Origin of the sequence: Flavobacterium sp. UBA5153 (genome assembly GCA_002413745.1) — a bacterium.
GTDB lineage: Bacteria > Bacteroidota > Bacteroidia > Flavobacteriales > Flavobacteriaceae > Flavobacterium.
In genome coordinates this window covers 1-21,061 of the sequence record DHXP01000022.1, presented here as the reverse complement: position 1 = coordinate 21,061, position 21,061 = coordinate 1, and the positions used below count along the sequence as shown (strand labels likewise).

14 protein-coding genes are annotated in these 21,061 nt (G+C 36.3%); 7 read left to right on the top strand and 7 right to left on the bottom strand.

What is annotated here, in order from left to right; genetic code table 11:
- Positions 1 to 400: 400 nt before the first annotated feature.
- Positions 401 to 1,210 carry an NYN domain-containing protein gene (locus B2145_RS04820; RefSeq protein WP_291098997.1) on the bottom strand — a complete coding sequence of 270 codons (810 nt, stop codon included), beginning with the start codon at positions 1,208 to 1,210 and terminating at the stop codon, positions 401 to 403.
- 215 nt (positions 1,211 to 1,425) lie between these two features.
- On the opposite strand from B2145_RS04820, the gene B2145_RS04815 reads away from it, so the two are divergent.
- The gene (locus tag B2145_RS04815; RefSeq protein ID WP_291098995.1) at positions 1,426 to 2,688 is read left to right on the top strand and encodes an aminotransferase class I/II-fold pyridoxal phosphate-dependent enzyme; all 1,263 of its coding nucleotides are present in this window, start codon (positions 1,426 to 1,428) and stop codon (positions 2,686 to 2,688) included.
- Positions 2,689 to 2,834: 146 nt separating this feature from the next.
- Here B2145_RS04815 and B2145_RS04810 read toward each other — a convergent pair whose 3' ends face one another.
- Positions 2,835 to 3,953, bottom strand: coding sequence for a GTP cyclohydrolase (locus B2145_RS04810; protein ID WP_291098992.1), 1,119 nt, complete (start codon positions 3,951 to 3,953; stop codon positions 2,835 to 2,837).
- Between the two features lie 23 nt (positions 3,954 to 3,976).
- Positions 3,977 to 4,912: a transporter gene (locus tag B2145_RS04805; RefSeq protein ID WP_291098989.1), complete on the bottom strand. Its 936-nt coding sequence runs from the start codon at positions 4,910 to 4,912 to the stop codon at positions 3,977 to 3,979.
- 123 nt (positions 4,913 to 5,035) lie between these two features.
- Here B2145_RS04805 and B2145_RS04800 point away from each other — a divergent pair, with 123 nt between their 5' ends.
- The 5 genes from B2145_RS04800 (at position 5,036) to B2145_RS04780 (ending at position 11,319) form a co-directional block, all read left to right on the top strand.
- Positions 5,036 to 5,317 carry a DUF4834 family protein gene (locus B2145_RS04800; protein WP_291098987.1) on the top strand — a complete coding sequence of 94 codons (282 nt, stop codon included), beginning with the start codon at positions 5,036 to 5,038 and terminating at the stop codon, positions 5,315 to 5,317.
- Positions 5,318 to 5,365: 48 nt separating this feature from the next.
- The gene (locus B2145_RS04795; RefSeq protein ID WP_291098985.1) at positions 5,366 to 7,786 is read left to right on the top strand and encodes a YfhO family protein; all 2,421 of its coding nucleotides are present in this window, start codon (positions 5,366 to 5,368) and stop codon (positions 7,784 to 7,786) included.
- A 62-nt stretch (positions 7,787 to 7,848) separates the two neighbouring features.
- The gene (locus tag B2145_RS04790; protein WP_291098981.1) at positions 7,849 to 9,147 is read left to right on the top strand and encodes a glycosyltransferase family 4 protein; all 1,299 of its coding nucleotides are present in this window, start codon (positions 7,849 to 7,851) and stop codon (positions 9,145 to 9,147) included.
- Positions 9,140 to 9,805 (top strand): hypothetical protein, encoded by a 666-nt coding sequence (locus B2145_RS04785; protein WP_291098978.1) that lies wholly within the window; start codon positions 9,140 to 9,142, stop codon positions 9,803 to 9,805. Before B2145_RS04790 ends, B2145_RS04785 begins: the two co-directional genes overlap by 8 nt.
- A gap of 44 nt (positions 9,806 to 9,849) precedes the next feature.
- Complete coding sequence (locus B2145_RS04780) at positions 9,850 to 11,319, top strand: lipopolysaccharide biosynthesis protein (protein WP_291098975.1); 1,470 nt, start codon at positions 9,850 to 9,852, stop codon at positions 11,317 to 11,319.
- Positions 11,320 to 11,325: 6 nt separating this feature from the next.
- Here the strand turns inward: B2145_RS04780 and B2145_RS04775 are convergent, their stop codons facing one another.
- The 4 genes from B2145_RS04775 to uvrA all read right to left on the bottom strand — a co-directional run bounded on the left by B2145_RS04775 (position 11,326) and on the right by uvrA (position 20,430).
- Positions 11,326 to 13,734 (bottom strand): alpha-ketoacid dehydrogenase subunit alpha/beta, encoded by a 2,409-nt coding sequence (locus tag B2145_RS04775; protein ID WP_291098973.1) that lies wholly within the window; start codon positions 13,732 to 13,734, stop codon positions 11,326 to 11,328.
- A 186-nt stretch (positions 13,735 to 13,920) separates the two neighbouring features.
- Complete coding sequence (locus B2145_RS04770) at positions 13,921 to 16,668, bottom strand: aminopeptidase (protein ID WP_291099000.1); 2,748 nt, start codon at positions 16,666 to 16,668, stop codon at positions 13,921 to 13,923.
- Positions 16,669 to 16,790: 122 nt separating this feature from the next.
- Positions 16,791 to 17,519 (bottom strand): TIGR00730 family Rossman fold protein, encoded by a 729-nt coding sequence (locus B2145_RS04765; protein WP_291098970.1) that lies wholly within the window; start codon positions 17,517 to 17,519, stop codon positions 16,791 to 16,793.
- 79 nt (positions 17,520 to 17,598) lie between these two features.
- Positions 17,599 to 20,430, bottom strand: coding sequence for an excinuclease ABC subunit UvrA (uvrA, locus tag B2145_RS04760; RefSeq protein WP_291098968.1), 2,832 nt, complete (start codon positions 20,428 to 20,430; stop codon positions 17,599 to 17,601).
- 103 nt (positions 20,431 to 20,533) lie between these two features.
- Here uvrA and B2145_RS04755 point away from each other — a divergent pair, with 103 nt between their 5' ends.
- Positions 20,534 to 20,995, top strand: a complete 462-nt coding sequence (locus B2145_RS04755; protein WP_291098965.1) for a helix-turn-helix transcriptional regulator — start codon at positions 20,534 to 20,536, stop codon at positions 20,993 to 20,995.
- Positions 20,996 to 21,061 lie beyond the last annotated feature (66 nt).

Here is a 21,061-nt window from a genome sequence, read left to right as displayed (position 1 = left end):
ATGATGCTAGATTTTAATTCGCGGTAATCTTGGGTTTCCTTTTCTAAAAATACAGCATTTTAAATCATCAAAAGGAATAGAATAGAAAGTTAATTCCGATTCTTTTCGGAAGCAATTCCCCTATTCTGAGGTTTTTCTTTTTGTTGTCTGAAGTAGAAATGGGTTGCAATTTATGGGCTTGAAATCAACCCGTTAATATATAGTTAAAATTTTGATATATAGTTCTTTATGTATAAATAAATTGTACATTTGAGTGTGGTTTTGATTAATTACTTGAGTACATCAATCTGTATAAGAAAGATTATTCAATAGTCAGCTACCGTAAGGTACAAGTTGATAATGGTAAATCAAAATCTACGATTGGTGGCCTATGAACGGCCTCCTTTTTTGTGGAATAAATCTAACTATAGCGCAATCTCACATAAACGTGCTTGATGCCTTTTTTGTCAGATTCTCTTTCGTCTATTTCGAGAATATCGGTTAGGGATTTCAACATTGGGGTAAGTTTTGAAAATCCGTAATTTCTTGGGTCAAATTCTGGTTTTTTCTTCACGATGAGGTTTCCTACATCACCAAGGAAAGCCCAACCATCGTCATCCCCAATGGCTTCGAGCGTGTCTTCGATGAGTTCGATGGTTTGATTATCTATTTTATTGAGCGGTTTTTGTTCTGTTTTCTCAGTAGCTTTTGCAGTTACTTTTTCAACTGGTTTTTTAGAACCTATAGAATGCGTTGTAGGTGGTTTTCGAATTTTCTTTTTGATTGCTCCTTCCAAAACTTCAATATATATGAATCTATCGCAGGCAACAATGAACGAATTGGGCGTTTTCTTTTCTCCCATGCCAATGACTTTCATCCCGGATTCCCTCAATCGGATTGACAATCGCGTAAAATCGCTGTCGCTGGAAACAATACAAAAACCATCGACTTTGTCCGAATACAACAAATCCATTGCATCGATAATCATCGCGGAATCGGAAGAATTTTTCCCGACGGTGTAACTGTATTGTTGAATGGGAGTAATGGCATGTTCCAATAAAACACTTTTCCAACCGCCGGCATTGGGTTTAGTCCAATCGGCATAAATGCGTTTTGTGGTTGGTGTTCCGTACTTGGCGATTTCCTCCATCATTCCTTTTACGTTGCTGTAAGGAACGTTGTCGGCATCAATGAGTACTGCGAGTTTTAATTCTTTGGTATCTTGTGACATATTTTGAGTGATCAGTGTTCGGTATTCAGTTTTTATCAAATGTACAAAGTTTATCGATAAAAACGATGCCTAGCCCAGATGGAAATGGAAATCCCACGCTTTTGGGCGTGGATTGTAATGAACAGTTGGAAAATGCTCCTATAAAATATTATGATAAGCCAGATTAAATAATTATTTTTGCAGTCTCTTAAAAAAATATAATACTTCAATATATTATGGTAAAAGATTTATTCGAAAGAATTCAAAACAATAAAGGACCGTTAGGAAAATGGGCTTCTCAGGCAGAAGGTTATTTTGTTTTTCCAAAATTGGAAGGAGAACTAGGGCCAAGAATGCAGTTTCAGGGAAAAGATATTTTGAACTGGAGTTTGAATGATTATTTAGGTTTGGCAAATCATCCGGAAGTGCGAAAAGCAGATGCCGAAGCAGCAATACAGTATGGAGCAGCTTACCCAATGGGAGCCCGTATGATGAGTGGTCACACAAAATACCACGAACAACTGGAAGAAGAATTGGCTGCTTTTGTAATGAAAGAATCAGCTTATTTATTGAATTTTGGTTACCAAGGAATGGTGTCAATCATTGATGCTTTGGTTACTAGAAATGATGTAATCGTCTATGATGTTGATGCACACGCATGTATTATTGATGGTGTTCGTTTGCATAGTGGAAAACGTTTTACGTATCGTCATAATGACATCGAAAGTATGGAGAAAAACCTGCAACGTGCCACAAAATTAGCTAAGGAAAACGGCGGGGGTATTCTTTTTATTACCGAAGGTGTTTTCGGAATGCGTGGTCAACAAGGAAAATTAAAAGAAATTGTTGCGATGAAGGAAAAATACAATTTCCGATTGTTAGTCGATGATGCGCACGGTTTCGGAACACAAGGTAAAGCTGGTGCCGGAACAGGCGAGGAGCAAGGCGTTCAGGATGATATTGATGTTTACTTTTCGACTTTTGCAAAATCGATGGCTAATATTGGTGCTTTTGTGGCTGCCGATAAAGCGATTATCGATTACCTGAAATACAACTTGCGTTCGCAAATGTTTGCCAAAGCGTTGCCGATGATTCAAACCATTGGTTCATTGAAACGATTGGAATTGTTGCGCAATTCATCTGAACTGAAAGACAAACTTTGGGTAAATGTAAACGCATTGCAAAACGGTTTGAGAACAAGAAATTTCAATATTGGCGACACGAATACCTGTGTAACACCGGTTTATCTTGAAGGTAGCGTTCCCGAAGCGATGGTTATGGTAAATGATTTGAGGGAAAATTACGGAATTTTCCTTTCTATCGTGATTTATCCAGTGATTCCAAAAGGAATTATCTTGTTGAGAATGATTCCTACAGCATCACATTCACTATCCGATATTGATGAAACACTGGTTGCATTTGAAGCAATTCGTGAAAAATTAGAAAACGGAACTTATAAAGAAATTGCCAGTAGAACTAAGGTAGATTTGGATGCTTAGTTTTAAGTTTTAAGTGATTAGAAAGCAGTAATCAGTAAAAACAAAAAAAATCCTTTCGTTTGAAAGGATTTTTTTGTTTAATGGTGGGAAGCTGAAAACTGAAAACTGAACACTGAACACTGAACACTGAACACTGAACACTTTTTTTACAAATCTTTCTTATACGTGCATCTTCGTTTGTGAACTACCGGATCAAAGTGTTTCCACAAGTTGTGAATGGCAACATTGTCAGCCAATTCAGGGGTTCTGAAACAATTTACGACTCCCTTTTCTTTGAAGGTATGGTAATATTCGTTGAAAATTATTGCTGTTACCGCCTTGTTTTGGTATTCAGGATGTACGCCAATCAGGTAGAAAATCATATCCTTGCTTTGTTTTCTTGCTTTCAGCAAATGGAGGAATCCAAAAGGAAATAATTTGCCTTTTGACTTCTGCAAGGCTTCAGAAAATGAAGGCATCACAATGCTGAAAGCAACGATATTATGGTCTTTGTCTTCGACGAATTTGATAAATTCAGGATTGATGAAACTGATGTATTTTTTCTTGAAATATTCTTTTTGAACGTCTGAAATAGCAACGAACGAGGATAAGGAAGCATAAGATTCGTTGAATAAATCAAACATTTTATCCACGTGGGGCATTACTTCTTTGGTGGTTTTGAAATTGAGCGGTGTTAACTGGTATCTTCTTTTTACCAATTCATTTGCCTTTTCGAAAATTTCTGTTCTTACGTTTGAAAAAGGAAACTTACTTTCGAGATATTCTTTTTCTTTGACAAAACCCAATTGCTCAAAATGATCCGCAAAATAGGGATGATTGTACCAAGTGATCATCGTTCCAATTTCCTCAAAACCTTCGGTAAGAACGCCCACTTTATCCAGATTGGAGAATCCCATTGGCCCTTCGATATGTTCCAAATTGTTTTTTTTTCCCAATTCATAAACCTTTTCCAACAAGGCCTTGGTAACCTCGATATCATCAATCACGTCGAACCAGCCAAAACGAACTTTCTTTTTTTGCTGGTCGTTGACTTCGCTCCAATTAATGATGGCGGCGATTCGCCCCACAATTTCATTGTTTTTGTATGCCAGATAAAAGTAGGCTTCCGCATTCTCGAAAGCTGGGTTTTTGGTCTTGTCAAATGATTCCAACTCATCGGAAATTATGGGAGGAACCCAATAGTTGTTGTCTTTATATAAGGAAAAAGGGAATTTGACAAAATTAGTCAATTCGTTTTTTGTGATGGCTTCTTTTATTGTAATCATTGTTGTTTTTTACACTTGTAAGTTTATCCTTTTTTAGTTTTTTTGGCTCTTCTTTTGGCTTTTTTCGTTGAATCTCCAGGGTCAATGTTCATTCGCACTTCCTTATAATTGGCATCATAGCGCCAGGAAAAACCAATTCCTCCATAAAGTATGGACGGAGTGGTTTTTAAACTGCTGCTTATGGAGGCATCAATTTGCATGTCATTATTAATTAAAAAAGCAGCACCGCCACGAACGATGGCATCGCTATAAAAATCGCTTTTTATGCCTTGGTCTTCTATAAAACCAGACCAGTGATCGTTAAATCCTTTCGTTAAAGTAAGCACGTAGTCATAACTTGGGTATTGGGTTCCAATATAATCGGCGATGATATTCGTTATAAAAACCCAACTTCCGTCGCCTAAGTGGTTTTGTGTTATCAACATGATTTTTGGAGAAATATCAGCTTTTGGGGAAAAATAATAAGGGTTGCCAGCCATAGTGAAATTAGCTCCGGCGAATACTGAAACTGCTGGTATTAATTGATGCCATTTGAAAGAATGATTCGCTTTCCAGCTATAAATATTTATTTTTTCTTCGTGGTTTTTGAATGGGTCGTAAATCAAATATTTTGCACCAAAAACGGTTTTTTTCATCGCTGACTTATCAATGCTGCTCATCGGAGAGTTGAATTTTTCATATTGGTATTGCAGGTCGGCTATCAATTCTAATTTTTCAAGGAATAATCCCCATCTTAAAGTCATATCCACTCCCAATCCATTGGCATCATAATTCAATAGGCTATGTTTTTCTTTGATGCCATAAATGCCTGTTTCGGCCTGAAAAACGGACTTTCCAACAGAAAAAGCCGACATCGTTTCGCCGGGTCTATTCGAATTGATTTGGTCTGTATGCTGACCATAATGAATATTTGGAATAATGAAAACGGCTGCAAGAACCAAGGTTTTGATATTGAACATATTATTTTTATTGGTTAAAAAGTAATAACGCTTTTCAAATGTACTATATTTTATTATTTATTTAAGAATGATAATTTAATTTTGAACGATGGATTTGTTAATTTTACAAAAATTTTTTTTATTATGCAAACAGCCTCTTTTTCTGGTTTTATAAGAACACTATTTTATATTCTGACTTTTTACTATATTTTTAAGTTTTTGGCGAGATTGTTTTTGCCATTATTGGTTAAAAAAGTAGTAGAAAAAGCAGGAGAAAATTTCCAGAAACAACAACAAAATTCACAGGATAATTCTTGGAAAAAAACGCCAAATAACGATGAAGTTATTTACAATGCCACTAATGCCAAAAATCCTCGTGAAACCAAAAAAGTTGGGGATTATGTTGATTACGAAGAAATAGATTAAATTTGCCGTACACAACAAATCATACTTTCTAAACCAAACCTTCCAAAATTGAAAATAGTAAATAAGTTCTATCCGCACGCCTTAGCCATACTAGGTTTTGTAATTATTTCCCTCATTTATTTTTATCCTGTATTGCAAGGAAAACAAATTTACCAATCGGATATCGCGCAATATACCGGAATGGCGAAGGAACAGAACGATTTTCGGGCTTTGGATCACGTGGAACCGTATTGGACCAATTCGGCTTTTGGCGGAATGCCAACCTATCAATTAGGGGCAAAATATCCTCACGATTATATTGGTAAAATTGACGGTGCCTTGCGATTTTTGCCTCGTCCTGCCGATTATTTATTCTTGTATTTTCTTGGTTTTTACGGACTGCTTTTGGTTTTAAAAATAGATCCTCTCAAAGCCTTTTTCGGGGCGCTGGCTTTCGGATTTTCCACGTATTTGATCATTATTTTGGGCGTTGGCCACAACGCCAAAGCGCACGCGATAGCTTATATGCCATTGGTTATTGCCGGTTTTATAATGGTTTATCAAAAAAAATATACTTGGGGTGGTTTACTGACGATGTTTGCGGTAGCATTGGAAATCAATGCCAATCACTTTCAAATGACCTATTATCTGTTGATTTTCTTATTGATTCTTTCGGGATATTTCACTTATCAAGCAATAAAGGAAAAGGAATACAAATCGCTTATGACTTCCTTTGGAGTCTTGGCCATAGCCGGAATTTTTGCTATCGGAGCCAATGCGACCAATATATTGGCGACATCTGAATATGCGGATTTTAGCACGCGGGGAAAAAGCGAATTGAGTTTTAATCCTGATGGTTCAAAAATCGTTGGTAACAGCGCTTTGAGTCGAGATTACATCACGGAATACAGTTATGGTATAGCCGAAAGTTTTAATTTGATTGCGCCACGACTTTTTGGAGGTTCTAACAGTGAAGCACTCGGAAAAGACAGTAAAATGTATACGTTTATGATTGGTCAAGGCGTTCCCGAGGCACAAGCGAGCGATTTTGTTTCGGCTATGCCAACCTATTGGGGCGATCAGCCTATTGTGGCGGCACCGGCTTATATCGGTATTGTCGTTTTCTTTTTGGGAATTATGGCTTTATTCATCGATAAGCGAAAAATTAAATATGCATTTCTTTCAGGAGCCATCGCCGCATTAATGCTTTCTTGGGGAAAAAACTTTCCGGCATTGACGGACTTTTTCATCGATAATGTTCCAATGTATAATAAATTTAGGGCTGTTTCTTCGATACAGGTCATTCTGGAATTATGTTTCCCGGTTTTGGCAATTATGGGACTGCAATCCTTTTTTAAATTGGAAAAAGAATTACAATGGAAAGCACTTTGGCAATCGACCGCTGTTGGTTTTGGAATTATTGTAACCTTATTTTTATTCAAAGGCAGTTTCAGTTTTTCAGGAGCAAACGATAGTTATTTTCGAGAAAATTACGGTCCTGGTTTTGTGGATGCGCTCAAAGAGGATCGAATGAGTTTGTATGCCGCCGATTTATTGCGTTCCGGTTTCTTTATTTTGCTCGCGGCGGGTGTTTTTTGGTTATTTATAAAGAATAAATTGGCGCAAAATACTGCCATAATTTTGGTAGGGTTATTAATGATTTTTGATTTGTTTTTTGTGGATAAAAAATATGTTTCGACCAAGGATTTTGTAAGCGGGAGAGAAGTCGAAGTTCCATTTCAGGAAACACCATCGGATGCTCAGATTCTTCAAGACACGACTCACTATAGGGTTTTTGAAGTTTCGGGGAATTTATCAAGTGCCAGAGCGTCTTATTTTCATAAATCAATTGGAGGTTACAGCGCCGTGAAACCTCGAAGAATGCAACAATTATTCGATTATCAAATTGCCAAAAACAATATGGAAATTCTTAATATGTTGAACGTAAAGTACGTTATTCAAACGGATACTACAGGCAATTCGGTTCCAACTCAAAATCCAAATGCTAATGGAAACGCTTGGTTTGTAAAGGGTGTGAAACTGGTAAATAAAGCCAATGATGAAATGAAACTATTGGGTAAATTGGACACTAAGAATGTTGCCGTTTTTAATGTTCACCAATACGGTTCAAAATTTAAAAAGGCTCGTTTGAAAATTAATTGGGATGATAGTGGAACAATAAAACTGGATATTTACAAACCCAATTACCTTAAATACACATCTGATAATTCAAAAGATGCCTTGGCTGTTTTCTCCGAAATTTATTATGAAAAAGGGTGGAATGCCTATATTGATGGAGAAATTACCAATCATTTTCCGGTAGATTATGTATTAAGATCATTAATCGTTCCTGCTGGAAAACATACCATCGAATTCAAGTTTGAGCCAAAAGTGATACAAACAGGAAGCACGATTGTACTTTTTAGTTCAATTGGAATGTTGTTGTTATTGATTGGTGGAATTTATTTTGAAAGAAAAAAGAATTCGTAGTAGAGACGCACTGCAGTGCGTCTCTATAGATGCGTCTCTACAACCATAAATAAAAAACAAAATTGAAACCAGAATCCAAGAAACTTCTTATTATAACCTACTATTGGCCGCCAGCCGGAGGACCTGGCGTTCAGCGTTGGTTGAAATTTGTGAAATATTTACCGGATTTTGGAATTCAACCCATCATTTATATTCCTGAAAATCCAACTTATCCCATTGTTGATGAAGCATTGGTGAATGAAGTTTCGGATAAAGCAATCATTCTGAAACACAAAATATTTGAACCGTATCAACTGGCTTCGTTTTTTTCGAAGAACAAAACCAAAAAAATCAGTTCGGGAATTATCCCAAACAAAAAAAAACAATCCTTTTTAGACAAAGTATTTCTTTGGATTCGTGGCAATCTTTTTATCCCAGACGCGCGTGTTTTTTGGGTAAAAACTTCGGTTGCGTTCTTGGAAAAATACATTGTGGAAAACAATATTGATACGATTATCACTTCGGGACCGCCTCATAGTTTGCACCTCATTGGACTGGAATTAAAACAGAAGTTGGATGTAAAATGGTTTGCCGATTTTCGGGATCCTTGGACGACTATTGGCTACCATAAATCCTTGCGATTGTCCAATTATGCTGCCAAGAAACACAAGGATTTAGAGCATAAAGTTTTAAATACTGCCGACACGATTATCGTGACAAGCAACACGACTAAAACCGAATTTCAGGCGATTACGAGCCAACCAATTGCTGTAATTACGAATGGTTATGACACGGAAAATGTGGTGAAACAAACATTGGATTCAAAATTTTCTTTGGCACACATTGGTTCATTTCTTTCGGAGAGAAATCCCAGAATTTTATGGGAAAGTTTGGTGGAACTAATCAACGAAATTCCTGATTTTAAAACGCATTTGGAAATAAAATTGATAGGAGCGGTGAGCCAAGAAGTTTTGGAAACAATTACTCAATTTGGGTTGAATCCGTATTTGAATAATCTGGGTTATGTTTCGCATTCCGAGGCGATTGCGCACCAAAGGAAATCACAGGTTTTGCTGCTTATCGAAATCAATTCGGAGGACACGAAAAGTATTATTCCGGGGAAATTATTCGAATATATGGTTTCCGGAAGACCCATTATTGCGATTGGTCCAATCGGTTCCGACTTTGCCGAGATCATAACCAATGCCAATACGGGCGTATTTTTTGACTATTCCGAAAAGATGAAACTAAAAAGTGTACTTTTGGACTTTTATAATCAATTCTTGGAGGGAAAACTACAATCGAATGCGGTAGGTTTACAGCAATATTCAAGAAAGAGTTTGACCAAGGAATTGGCACAATTGATAAACAATCATGATTAAAAAGCTGTCAATTTTCTTTTTTATATTAATTGCAAATTTTGCATTTTGCCAAGATCAAGAAGCTACCATTTTTTTTAATGATGGCAGTTCCATAAAAGGTTTTGGAAGTATAAAAAAGAATGAAATCATATTTAGAGTTACTTTAGATGATAAGCCTGATAGCTGGTCTTATGATATGGCAAAAGGAATAACTTTTCTCGGATTTGAATCTACGATAAAATACGAGTATGTAAAACTCGATGAATTTTCAAAACCAAAACCGCAATTATTGGAAGTTGTTGAAGAAGGCAGTGTTACTTTATATGCAAGCGTTAAAAGAAGTTTTCAAAATTTTAATGTTCGTTCAGGAGGTGGAGGTTTTAATTCAGGTTTAAATACAAATTTAGGTTTTAATAATCCAATTTCAAATTTAAATATTCTTGGCGGAACTCCTGATATTGTTTCATATAGAAGCAGTAGAGGAGAAGTTGATGCAGAAATATATGTTAAAAGAATAGATGAAGAATATCCTACAAGTTTAAATGGTAGCTTTTATAAAAAAGCGAAAAAATATTTTTCAGATTGTGAGGTTATTAACAAGAAAATAGACAAAGGAGAATTTTCAAAAAATAAAATTTTAGAAATAGTACAATATTACAATGATATTTGTGCCGAATAATAAATTAAAAGCGAGATTGCTTCGTCCCTCGCAATGACAAAAAAATGGGAATAGTATTAAATCAGTCATTTAAAAATACCATAATAACCTATATTGGTTTTGGAATTGGAGGTATCAACACCATTTATTTGTACCCAGTTTTTCTTGGAGCTACTTTTTATGGTTTAACTAATTACGTAACTTCTAGTGCTAATGTAATTATGCCGTTGTTTGCCATTGGAATGCAAAACACCTTGGTAAAATTCTATTCGCAATATGAAACTGATGCAGAACGATCCCGTTTTTTATCTTTTACAGTTTTGTTTCCCTTGCTATTGATAATTCCATTACTATTGATAGGACTTTTTTTTTATGACGAGATTTTATTCTTCTTGTCAAAAAAGAATGCAGTTGTCAAAAATTATATTTGGCTAATTCCATTCATTGCTTTATGTATGGCTTATTTTGAAATTTTTTATGCTTGGTTGAGAGTTCATATGCACTCTGTTTTTGGAAATTTCATTAAAGAAGTAGGTTTACGAACGTTTTCACTGTTTCTATTAATTGGGGTATATTATAAATGGCTTTCTGTAGAAGGTTTTGTGTATGCTACAGCAGGATTGTATTTTTTGGCATTATTGGTCACAATGTTTTATGCATTTAGTATCCAAAGACCGAATTTTCAATTCACAATACCAAAAAACACCAAAGATATCTTAACCTATACTTTTTATATTATTTTGTCAGGAAGTGTTGCCAATTTACTTTTGGATGGGGATAAAATGATATTGAATCAATATATGAATATCGAAAATATTGCCTTTTATTCGGTGGCGACATATATTGCTCTGGTTATTTCGGTTCCTAGTCGTGCCATGCATCAAATTGTGTATCCAATTACGGCAAAACTAATGCACGAAAACAAACATGATGAAATGAATACATTATATAAAAAAACATCTATCAATCTCCAAATGGTTGGCGGTTATGTAATGTTGGGCATTTTTGTGAATATCAACAAGCTTTATGAAATGGTTCCGCCGGAATATGCGGGAGGAATTTTGGTTGTTTTTATGATAGGTCTTTCTAAATATTTTGATTTGATTTTGGGCAATAATAACGCTATTATCTTCAATACAAAATATTACCGAACCGTGTTGTTTTTGGGAGTGATTTTGGTTTTTTTAACCGTAGGCTTAAATATGATTTTTATTCCAATTTTTGGTATTATAGGTTCGGCATTTGCCACTTTATTGTCCATCACTTTATATAGTTTGGCCAAATTGCTTTTTGTGGTAAAACGTTTGAATTTATATCCTTTTACCAATCAAACTTTATATTCAATGGCTCTTACGCTTGTTTTGTTTCTTGCATTTTACTTTTGGGAGTTTCCTTTTAATCCCATTATTTCGATTGTTTTAAAATCGATATTAATGACCATTGCGTATGTTTATCTCAATTATAGATTTGTTATTTCTATAGAAATAAATCAGGTTATTGACAATGTATTGAAAAAACTGAAAGTTATTAAGTAATATTTTCTAATATAAACCTTGATATTTTGATGGGTTTACTTCATTCATCATAGCGTATACTTTTTCGAAAATATCTTCTATGGATGGTTTCGAAAAATAATCGCCGTCAGTGCCATAAGCGGGTCTGTGCGCTTTTGCGGTTAGGGTTTGTGGTTTACTGTCCAAATGGTTGTATCCGTCTTGATTTTCTATAATTTGTTGTAAAATATAGGCTGATGCTCCGCCTGGAACATCCTCATCGATTACTAATAATCGGTTAGTTTTGGCAATACTTTTTACGATATCGTGATTGACATCAAACGGAAGCAGGGATTGTATATCGATTACTTCGCAATCAATTCCAATTTCCAAAAGTTCTTTTGCAGCCTCTTCGACCAATCGCAATGTAGAGCCATAAGAAACCAGCGTAATATCGACTCCTTCTTTAATTGTTTCAACCTCTCCGATTGGCGTTTTGAATTCGCCATAATTTAAAGGCATTTTTTCTTTCAATCGATAACCATTTAGACATTCTATAACTAGTGCGGGTTCATCACATTCCAACAAAGTATTATAAAAACCGGCGGCTTTGGTCATGTTTCTTGGCACTAAAACATGAATTCCCCTTAAAGCATTTATTATCATTCCCATGGGAGATCCGGAATGCCAAATGCCTTCCAAACGATGTCCACGAGTTCTGATGATAAGTGGCGCCTTTTGTTTACCCACCGTTCGATATTGCAATGTTGCCAGATCATCGCTCAAAATTTGTATGGCATATAATAGATAATCCAAATATTGAATTTCGGCGATAGGGCGTAAACCTCGTAACGCCATTCCTATTCCTTGACCGATAATGGTTGCCTCCCTGATTCCCACATCGGCAATACGAAGCTCTCCAAATTTTTCCTGCAACCCTTCCAATCCTTGATTTACATCACCAATATTTCCTGAATCTTCACCAAAAATTAAAGCTTCGGGGTATTTTGTAAAAATGGCATCAAAATTATCACGTAAAATCATTCGACCGTCAGTATCTTCTTTTGCGTCTTTTGGATATTCGGGTAAAACTATTTTTACGGAAAATATATTCGAATCCGATTCAGAAAATAAGTTGCTGCTGAATCTTTGTTGGGTTTTATTTGTGTAGGAAGTTATCCAACTTGATAATTCGGCTTTGCCTTTTTCATTGATTACTAATCGCAAAATTTTGCGTGCAGCAATAAGGATTTCTTTTTTTAAGGGTGTTTTATTACTGTTTAAAACAGTTGCATATTTTAGTATTGCATCTTTACTTTTACTTGTGGTCGCTATTTTTTCCAGCAATGAAACGAGTTCCTTTTGTTCTTCAACAATCGGGTCCATAAAAGCATTCCATGCTGCCTTTTTAGCTTCGAGAACTTCTTTTTTTGCGTATAAATCAATTTTTTCGATCTCTTCAGGAGAAGCAATGTTGATGGCAATCATCCACAATTTCATTTGGCGAATGCAATCAAAATCTTTTTCCCAAGCCAGTCGAGCCGAGTCTTTATATCTTTCATGCGAACCCGAACTAGAATGCCCTTGTGGCTGGGTCAATTGATTTACATGAATTAGTACTGGAACATGTTTTTCACGGGCAAGATTGGCAGCTTTTTCATAAGTTGCAATTAAACCTGCATAATCCCAACCCTTTACTTTTAATATTTCGATGCCATTAGTGTTTTCTTCTCTTTGGTATCCTTTTAAAATTTCGGAAATGCTTTCTTTGGTGGTTTGATGTTTTGCATGTACGGAAATTCCGTATTCATCATCCCAAACGCTCATGACGATTGGCACTTGTAATACGCCAGCAGCGTTTATGGTTTCGAAAAACACGCCTTCAGAAGTACTTGCGTTTCCAATGGTTCCCCATGCAATTTCATTTCCATTAACGGAAAAATTTGACTTATTGGTAATTCCGGGAACATGTCTGTATATTTTTGATGCTTGGGCGAGTCCCAGTAATCTTGGCATTTGGGATGCTGTGGGAGAAATGTCTGCGCTGGAATTTTTTTGTTTTGTCAAATTCTTCCAACTGCCATCGTCGTTTAAACTATGTGTTGTAAAATGTCCTCCCATTTGCCTTCCCGCTGACATGGGTTCTTGCGTAATATCAGTATGGCCGTATAATCCGGCAAAGAATTGTTGAATCGTTAATTTGCCGCTGGCCATCATAAAAGTCTGGTCACGATAATATCCAGAACGGAAGTCACCATTTTTGAAGAACTTCGCCATGGCTAATTGGGGAACTTCTTTTCCGTCACCAAAAATCCCGAATTTTGCTTTTCCAGTTAGTACTTCTTTACGTCCCAACAAACTACATTCTCGGCTTGTTATGGCTATCTTGTAGTCATTCAATACTTCGGTTTTGAAATCTTCAAATGTCAATGTAGGATCGGTTTTTTCTTTTATCATAATTGAAAAGTATAACTTTAGGGGACAAATTTACTTAAAAACTTGTTGTTTTTATAATTCCTTAAAAAAAATGTAATTTAATTTTCAACAATCAAATTTTGATAAACAATATATTTTTTACGAAATGTTAGTATTAAAAACGTATTTATTGATAATAATACAATAAATAATGTTGTTTGTATTTGATTAAAACCACTTTCTTGTAAAAAGATTGAGTAGGGTTTTTGGATCAAAAGTAATGATAAATCGTATCTTCTCAGGGTATTTATTCTGCGAAATTTCCCAGCCATTGTTTGAATATACAGGAAAATACAATTCAAAATAGTCAGTGACTAAATTCAATCGGATGCCACTATCATAAACAAATTTCTCGTTTTGATGTTTGTTTTTTATCAAGCCTAAATCACCATAAATTTCCATCCAGTTCCAAACGGAATAACTTGCGTTCAATGCGGTAATCCATTGGTTTGCATAAGGTGTATCTAATTTTGATTTGAAACCGCCTTCAGCCAAAACAAATTGTTGGCTAAAAAATCCGGTGCTTTCGGATCTTCCATAATAATTATAATCAAAGAGATAATCAGTGGGTCTATCCAATGCAAAACTGAAAAAATCGGAATTGGTTCTATTGTATAAAAAACTACCCGCATACCATCGTAAATTAATTTGGCGGTTGTTCTCATAGAGTTTTCTGTACTCCATTTCAGCCGAGATTTTTCCAAATTTATTGGCCACTTGTAAATCAGTCACAAGATTGACATGATTAACAACTTCTGTCTTTGTATTAAAGTACCTCGCATTAAAAACTGAATAATTTTGATCGGAATTATCTGAAACGATCGCACTCTTTTCTCGATTGACCAATACCTGACGAAGGAGTATCAGTTGTTTTCGATTATCCCTAAAATTCTCTTCCCGAATTCGAAGTTGAACCATTGGATTTATTTTTAGATAAGAGGCGTCCGGAGCATAATGAAAAAATGAACCGTTCATAGAATATCGCACGTTATACAAATTACTGTTCCTGTAATTTTGATTGACGGCAATGTTGGCAGAACCCGATAAAGAATTCGATTTTATCGAATAAGCCGGATTCAAATCGAAAAGGAACGGTTTGTTCAAAATGGTTCTATTATGTAGTCTGATTCCGGGAGAAAGACCATCATAATAATTATAAGTCAGAGAAGGTACATATAAAATCTGGTTGTAATATGGATCTTCCAGATCTTTCATGAAAACAAATTTCAGAGGTCGATTATTGGGAAAAAAACCTTCCAATTTTTTCCAGTTATTCCTCAAATTGTATTCAGGAACTTCGTTATCGTAGTTTAGAACAATTTTGTCGACCTCTTTTCTTTCAAATTTAAAAATGCTGTCGGGATTTCTGGTGTCTAGCCATTCTTTAAAGACGACTTCTCCCTTTTTAATTCCGTATGCAGGAATTGGGACATAAACGCCAGTCTTATTTTTTATGGAAAAAGTAATGCTGTCTTTTGTCTCTGAAACTTTTGAAAATTTATAATCAATTATATCTCGAGAATCTATAATGGTTTTAAAAAACCAGTCAATGTCTTTAGTTGTATTGGATTTTAGAATTTTTTCAAAATCATTTCTGTTAACTTGCCTTTCCTTATTTTGATCATAGAATTGACTAATGCTTTTGTTTACCGAATTGTCCCCAAGATAATCAGACAAGAATTTAATACTTAATCCAGCTCGATATTTACCGGCTATTTGTTCGTTGAATTTGATTAAGGAATTTTTTGGATTTCCAAGAGGTTGATCCAAGTTTTTCCGAGCCATAAGCATATAAAAATAGCTGTATTGTTCGTTAAAGCCCACGTTCACCAAGTTATAACTTTTTAGTAATCTAAGATTGGAAAGACTACCCAGCATCTTGCTGTTTGGGTGGTGCTCTTCCATATATTTCATCATGGCATATACTTGAATCCCATCGTAAATCCAATTGTCTTTCCTTGGGTCTAACCGCAAACTATTTTTGAGATAATTGTTTAAATAGGTTTTTAGAAATTTAATTTCAAAAATAAATTCGCCCGTAAAAGGACTAATAAAAGAAGGTAATTGGTTCAATCCATAAAAAGGATTTCGCTCATAATCAGATTGTGAAACAGTGATTTTTTCGTGCGGATATTTTCCAATAATATCACCAACAAAATTTATGACTCTATCCACAACAATTGCTTTTTGAAGATCGTCCAATTTGTTGCTTTTTAAGTTTGTCATTACATCAATGGAGCTGTTTTTGAAACTATTAAAACTGGATTTTGGCTCGATAAAAAGACTAAAATCAGTCCTGTTATTGCCCGTTAATTTATGGATTGAAAGGGTATCGGTCTGGGATGTTTTGGCACTATCCAAATCAGATGTTACATCCAGATTTTTGGGGATTTTTAGCGTAATGTCAAAATCAGCAACGGCATTGGCAATATCATCCAGATTGTTATTGCTGTATTTAACAAAAGCGTGATTTTCGAAGCGAGCGGGAGTAAGAAACCAGTTTTTCAGGTTCATTCCACTATTATTGTCATAACCATATTTAGTGAATTTATCACTTGGAACTTTTACGGTATAATGAAGTTGCAGAATAATTTTATGATTCGGTGCTAATTTATTTCCTAATTTAACTGTTATGTAATCCGGATTTTTCTCGGTTCTTTCCCAAGAAAGCGTTGATTTATCATTATCAGTAATGATTAAATTATTGGTGCTTCCCCGTTCTTCTTCCTTGGCCAAATGAAAACCTCTATAAAACTCGTCGGAAAATCGCTTGGCCAAAGGGGTTGTTTTGGAGGAATAGGCATTGTTCCAATCATTCAAAACTATTGAAGTCAAGGTATCTTCTGATTGATTGAAAAACACGATTTCCTGATCGACAGTCAACGTTTTTATATCCATATTCACGTCAACAACCATTTGGGAATGATGTTGCGCATATTGTTTCACCGAAGAAAATAAGACAAGAATGTAAACAATATTTTTATGGAATGATTTCAAGTATTTATTTTAAAAATTTGGATAAATGGCAATACGATTGGTTAAAAATTGGGAGCTAAATCATATTTTTTATAGAATTTATCCAAGACATCAACCACTTCATCTTCAGTATCCACGATTTTGAATAAATTCATATCTACCGCGTTTACCGTGTGCTCTTGTTCGACCAAAACGGTTCGAATCCATTCCATTAATCCGGACCAAAAAACGGTTCCAACCAATATTATCGGGAATTTTCCAATTTTTTTTGTCTGAATCAAGGTTAAAGCTTCGAACAATTCGTCCATCGTCCCAAAACCTCCCGGCATCACCACAAAGCCTTGTGAGTACTTCACAAACATCACTTTTCGTACGAAGAAATAATCGAAATTCAGGTTTTTATCATTATCGATATACGGGTTGAAATGCTGTTCAAATGGCAAAACAATATTCAGTCCCACCGAAGCTCCTCCACCCAAATGGGCGCCTTTATTGCCCGCTTCCATAATCCCGGGACCGCCGCCAGTAATCACTCCATAACCAGCTTTGCTTATTTTATAGGCAATTTTTTCGGCCAATAAATAATATTTATCCTCCCGTTTTGTTCTCGCCGAACCAAAAAGCGTGACACACGGGCCTATCCTTCCCATATTTTCATAGCCGTTTACAAACTCGGCCATAATTTTGAAAATCGCCCAGCTGTCATTGGTTCGTATTTCATTCCAAGTTTTTCGTTTCAGTTTATCCTGAATTACCTTGTCCTCGTCATTGTCAAAATCCTGTAATCTCATTTTTCTAATATGAATTTATTTTTTTATCCTCCCGTCATTTTAAAGCTTCCGGCCTTCAAAAGGCTGGAAGCTTTAAACGCTAATGTAATTCTTTTTTCAAAAACTGGGCAGTGTAGCTTTTTTTATTTTTGATAATCTCTTCGGGAGTTCCTTTGGCAACAACCAGTCCGCCACCTTTTCCGCCTTCGGGACCAATGTCTATAATATAATCCGCCAGTTTAATTACGTCCATATTGTGTTCGATAATCAAAATAGTATTGCCTTTGTCGACCAGTTTGTTAATCACTTCCATCAACACCCGAATGTCCTCAAAATGTAGGCCAGTCGTGGGTTCGTCCAAAATATAAAACGTGTTTCCCGTGTCTTTTTTCGACAATTCGGTTGCCAATTTGATGCGTTGCGCCTCGCCACCCGAAAGTGTCGTACTTTGCTGACCAAGTGTAATATATCCCAAACCAACATCCTGTATGGTTTTTACTTTTCGATAAATCTTCGGAATCATTTCGAAAAAAGGAACGGCTTCGTCCACCGTCATATTCAACACATCCGAAATGGATTTTCCCTTGTACCGAATTTCCAATGTTTCCCTGTTGAAACGCTTCCCTTGGCAGGTTTCACATTCCACGTAAACATCAGGCAAAAAATTCATTTCAATCGTTCTCACACCCGAACCTTGGCAGGTTTCGCATCTTCCTCCTTTGACATTGAAACTAAAACGTCCCGCTTTATAACCACGAATCATACTCTCTGAAGTCATTGTGAACAAATTCCGGATTTCCGTAAAAACTTCGGTATACGTGGCTGGGTTTGAACGTGGCGTTCTACCAATCGGGCTTTGGTCAATATCAATTACCTTGTCGATGTATTCCAAGCCTTCAATTTTCTTGTAGGGTTGCGGCTTTTTGACACCATTGAAATAATAGGCATTCAAAATAGGGTATAGGGTTTCATTAATCAATGTCGATTTCCCGCTTCCCGAAACTCCGGTCACGCAAATCATTTTGCCTAAAGGCAATTCCACCGACACATTTTTCAGGTTGTTTCCCGTGGCTCCAGTCAGTTTCAGGAAATTTCCGTTGCCTCGCCGACGTTCTTTTGGAACCTCAATTTCCATTTCTCCGTTCAAATAAGAAGCCGTCAAAGTATGGTCTTTCAGGATTTCTGCAGGGGTTCCTTTGCTGATGATTTCGCCGCCGTGTTTTCCCGCTTTCGGACCAATATCAATCACGTAATCGGCACGCAGAATCATATCTTTGTCGTGTTCGACCACAATAACCGAGTTGCCAATGTCTCGCAATTGTTCCAAAGAATGAATCAGTTTGTCGTTGTCTCTTTGGTGCAAACCGATGCTTGGTTCATCCAGAATATACAAAACACCGACCAGTTGAGAACCAATTTGGGTCGCCAATCGAATGCGTTGTGCTTCACCGCCGGAAAGTGATTTCGAGCTTCGGCTTAAAGCCAAATAATCCAAACCGACGTTCATCAAAAAGTTCAATCGATCCTTGATTTCCTTGATGACTTCGGTGGCGATGGTTTTTTGTTTGTCGGATAAATGGGTGTTCAAATCCAGAAACCAAGCCGTCACGTCCGAAATATCCATATCACACAATTCGGAGATATTCTTTTCGTTGATTTTGAAAAACAAGGCTTCTTTTTTCAATCGGGAACCTTCGCAAACCGGACATTTGACTTCGTCCATAAATTCTTTTGCCCAACGTTTTATGGTGGTGGAACCGCTTTCGTCGTGTTGGTTTTTGATGAAATGCGAAATGCCTTCAAATTCAATTTTGTATTCTTTGGTCACGCCCAAAACTTTCGATTCGACCGAGAATTTTTCTTTGCCGCCATTCAAAATCATTTCCATCGCTTCCTCGGAAATAGTCGAAATAGGATCGGTCAGTTTGAAACCGTATTTTTCGCCAATGATTTCCAATTGTTTGAAAATCCAAGTGCTTTTATATTCACCCAAGGGTGCAAAACCGCCACTTTTTATGGATAGTTTTGGATTTGGAATGATTTTCTTGATGTTGATTTCGTTCACCGTTCCCAAACCTTTGCAATGGTCGCAAGCACCTTTTGGAGAGTTGAACGAAAATAAATTCGGTTCCGGATTTTGATAGGAAATTCCGGTTGTCGGACACATTAAATTCCGACTAAAAAACCGAATTGCATTTGTGTCCTGGTCCAGAATCATCAACACGTTTTCGCCGTGATACATCGCCGTTTTGATGCTTTCGGTCAGACGTTTTTCGTTGTCGGGCGTGTCCTCGATGACCATTCGGTCAATCACGATTTCGATGTCGTGGGTTTTGTAACGATCCAATTTCATTCCCGTGGTAATGTCTTTGATGTCGCCATTAATGCGGACTTTCAGGAAACCTTGTTTGGCAATTTGCTGGAATAATTCGGCATAATGTCCTTTTCGGGCTCGAATAACGGGTGCCAAAATATTGATGCGTTTTCCCGCAAAATCTTGGGTAATCAAATCCTTGATTTGCTCGTCGTCATAGGAAACCATTTTTTCGCCAGTGTTGTAACTATAGGCATCGGCGGCGCGGGCATAAAGCAAACGCAGGAAATCATAAATCTCGGTAATTGTTCCCACGGTCGAGCGTGGACTTTTGCTGGTTGTTTTTTGTTCGATGGCAATAACAGGCGAAAGGCCATCAATTTTATCGACATCGGGACGTTCCAAACCACCCAGAAACTGTCTGGCATAAGCCGAAAAAGTTTCGACGTAACGGCGTTGTCCCTCGGCATAAATCGTATCGAAAGCCAAGGAGGATTTCCCGGAACCCGAAAGACCGGTAATCACGACCAGTTTCTCCCGAGGAATGCGGACGTCTATGTTTTTTAGATTGTGTACTCGCGCACCCAATACTTCAATGTTGTTATCGTTTTCTAGCATAAATTTTTGGCAAAACGCAAAGTTACAACAATTGATTTTAGATTTTAGATTTGTTGTAAACTTGATTTTTTATTATGTAAACAATTTTGTTTACATTTGTATTATGAAAACAGCATTTGAAATCATAAAAGGGATTCATCCAGGGAAAATCGTGGAGCGTGAATTGTTGAAACAAAACCTCAACAAAAGACAATTTGCTATTTCCATAGGCGAACATCCGCAAACATTGGGTGCAATTCTAAAAGGCACTCGAAGAATGAATGTGGAATTATCACTTAAAATAGAAGAAAAATTACATCTTGAAGAAGGTTTTTTGATGACTTTACAAGTTTATTTTGATATAAAACAAGCCAAGAAAAAAAATCAACAAAAACCTGATATTTCTAAATTGAGTAAAGTGTTATTTTGGGACACAACCTTTGATAAAATTGATTGTCAACAAATGAAAGTTGCGGTAATTAAACGTGTTTTTTCAAGAGGAACAGAAGAAGAAAAAGAGGAAATTACGCGTTTTTATGGAAAAGAAGTTGTGGATAAAATCAAATTATTAAAACATCAATTATAATCTATTTTGAAAAATTTGCATTGGAATACGGTTTCTCCGTTACTTAGGGTCTGCTGAAAAACTCAG

What these genes read in the sequence shown, in the direction of transcription:
- B2145_RS04755 (WP_291098965.1), top strand. Translation starts at nt 20,534, where the DNA reads ATGAAAACAGCATTTGAAATCATAAAAGGGATTCATCCAGGGAAAATC.
- B2145_RS04805 (WP_291098989.1), bottom strand. Translation starts at nt 4,912, where the DNA reads ATGTTCAATATCAAAACCTTGGTTCTTGCAGCCGTTTTCATTATTCCA.
- B2145_RS04775 (WP_291098973.1), bottom strand. Translation starts at nt 13,734, where the DNA reads ATGATAAAAGAAAAAACCGATCCTACATTGACATTTGAAGATTTCAAA.
- B2145_RS04780 (WP_291098975.1), top strand. Translation starts at nt 9,850, where the DNA reads ATGGGAATAGTATTAAATCAGTCATTTAAAAATACCATAATAACCTAT.
- uvrA (WP_291098968.1), bottom strand. Translation starts at nt 20,430, where the DNA reads ATGCTAGAAAACGATAACAACATTGAAGTATTGGGTGCGCGAGTACAC.
- B2145_RS04800 (WP_291098987.1), top strand. Translation starts at nt 5,036, where the DNA reads ATGCAAACAGCCTCTTTTTCTGGTTTTATAAGAACACTATTTTATATT.
- B2145_RS04815 (WP_291098995.1), top strand. Translation starts at nt 1,426, where the DNA reads ATGGTAAAAGATTTATTCGAAAGAATTCAAAACAATAAAGGACCGTTA.
- B2145_RS04810 (WP_291098992.1), bottom strand. Translation starts at nt 3,953, where the DNA reads ATGATTACAATAAAAGAAGCCATCACAAAAAACGAATTGACTAATTTT.
- B2145_RS04785 (WP_291098978.1), top strand. Translation starts at nt 9,140, where the DNA reads ATGATTAAAAAGCTGTCAATTTTCTTTTTTATATTAATTGCAAATTTT.
- B2145_RS04770 (WP_291099000.1), bottom strand. Translation starts at nt 16,668, where the DNA reads ATGGTTGTTGACGTGAATATGGATATAAAAACGTTGACTGTCGATCAG.
- B2145_RS04820 (WP_291098997.1), bottom strand. Translation starts at nt 1,210, where the DNA reads ATGTCACAAGATACCAAAGAATTAAAACTCGCAGTACTCATTGATGCC.
- B2145_RS04765 (WP_291098970.1), bottom strand. Translation starts at nt 17,519, where the DNA reads ATGAGATTACAGGATTTTGACAATGACGAGGACAAGGTAATTCAGGAT.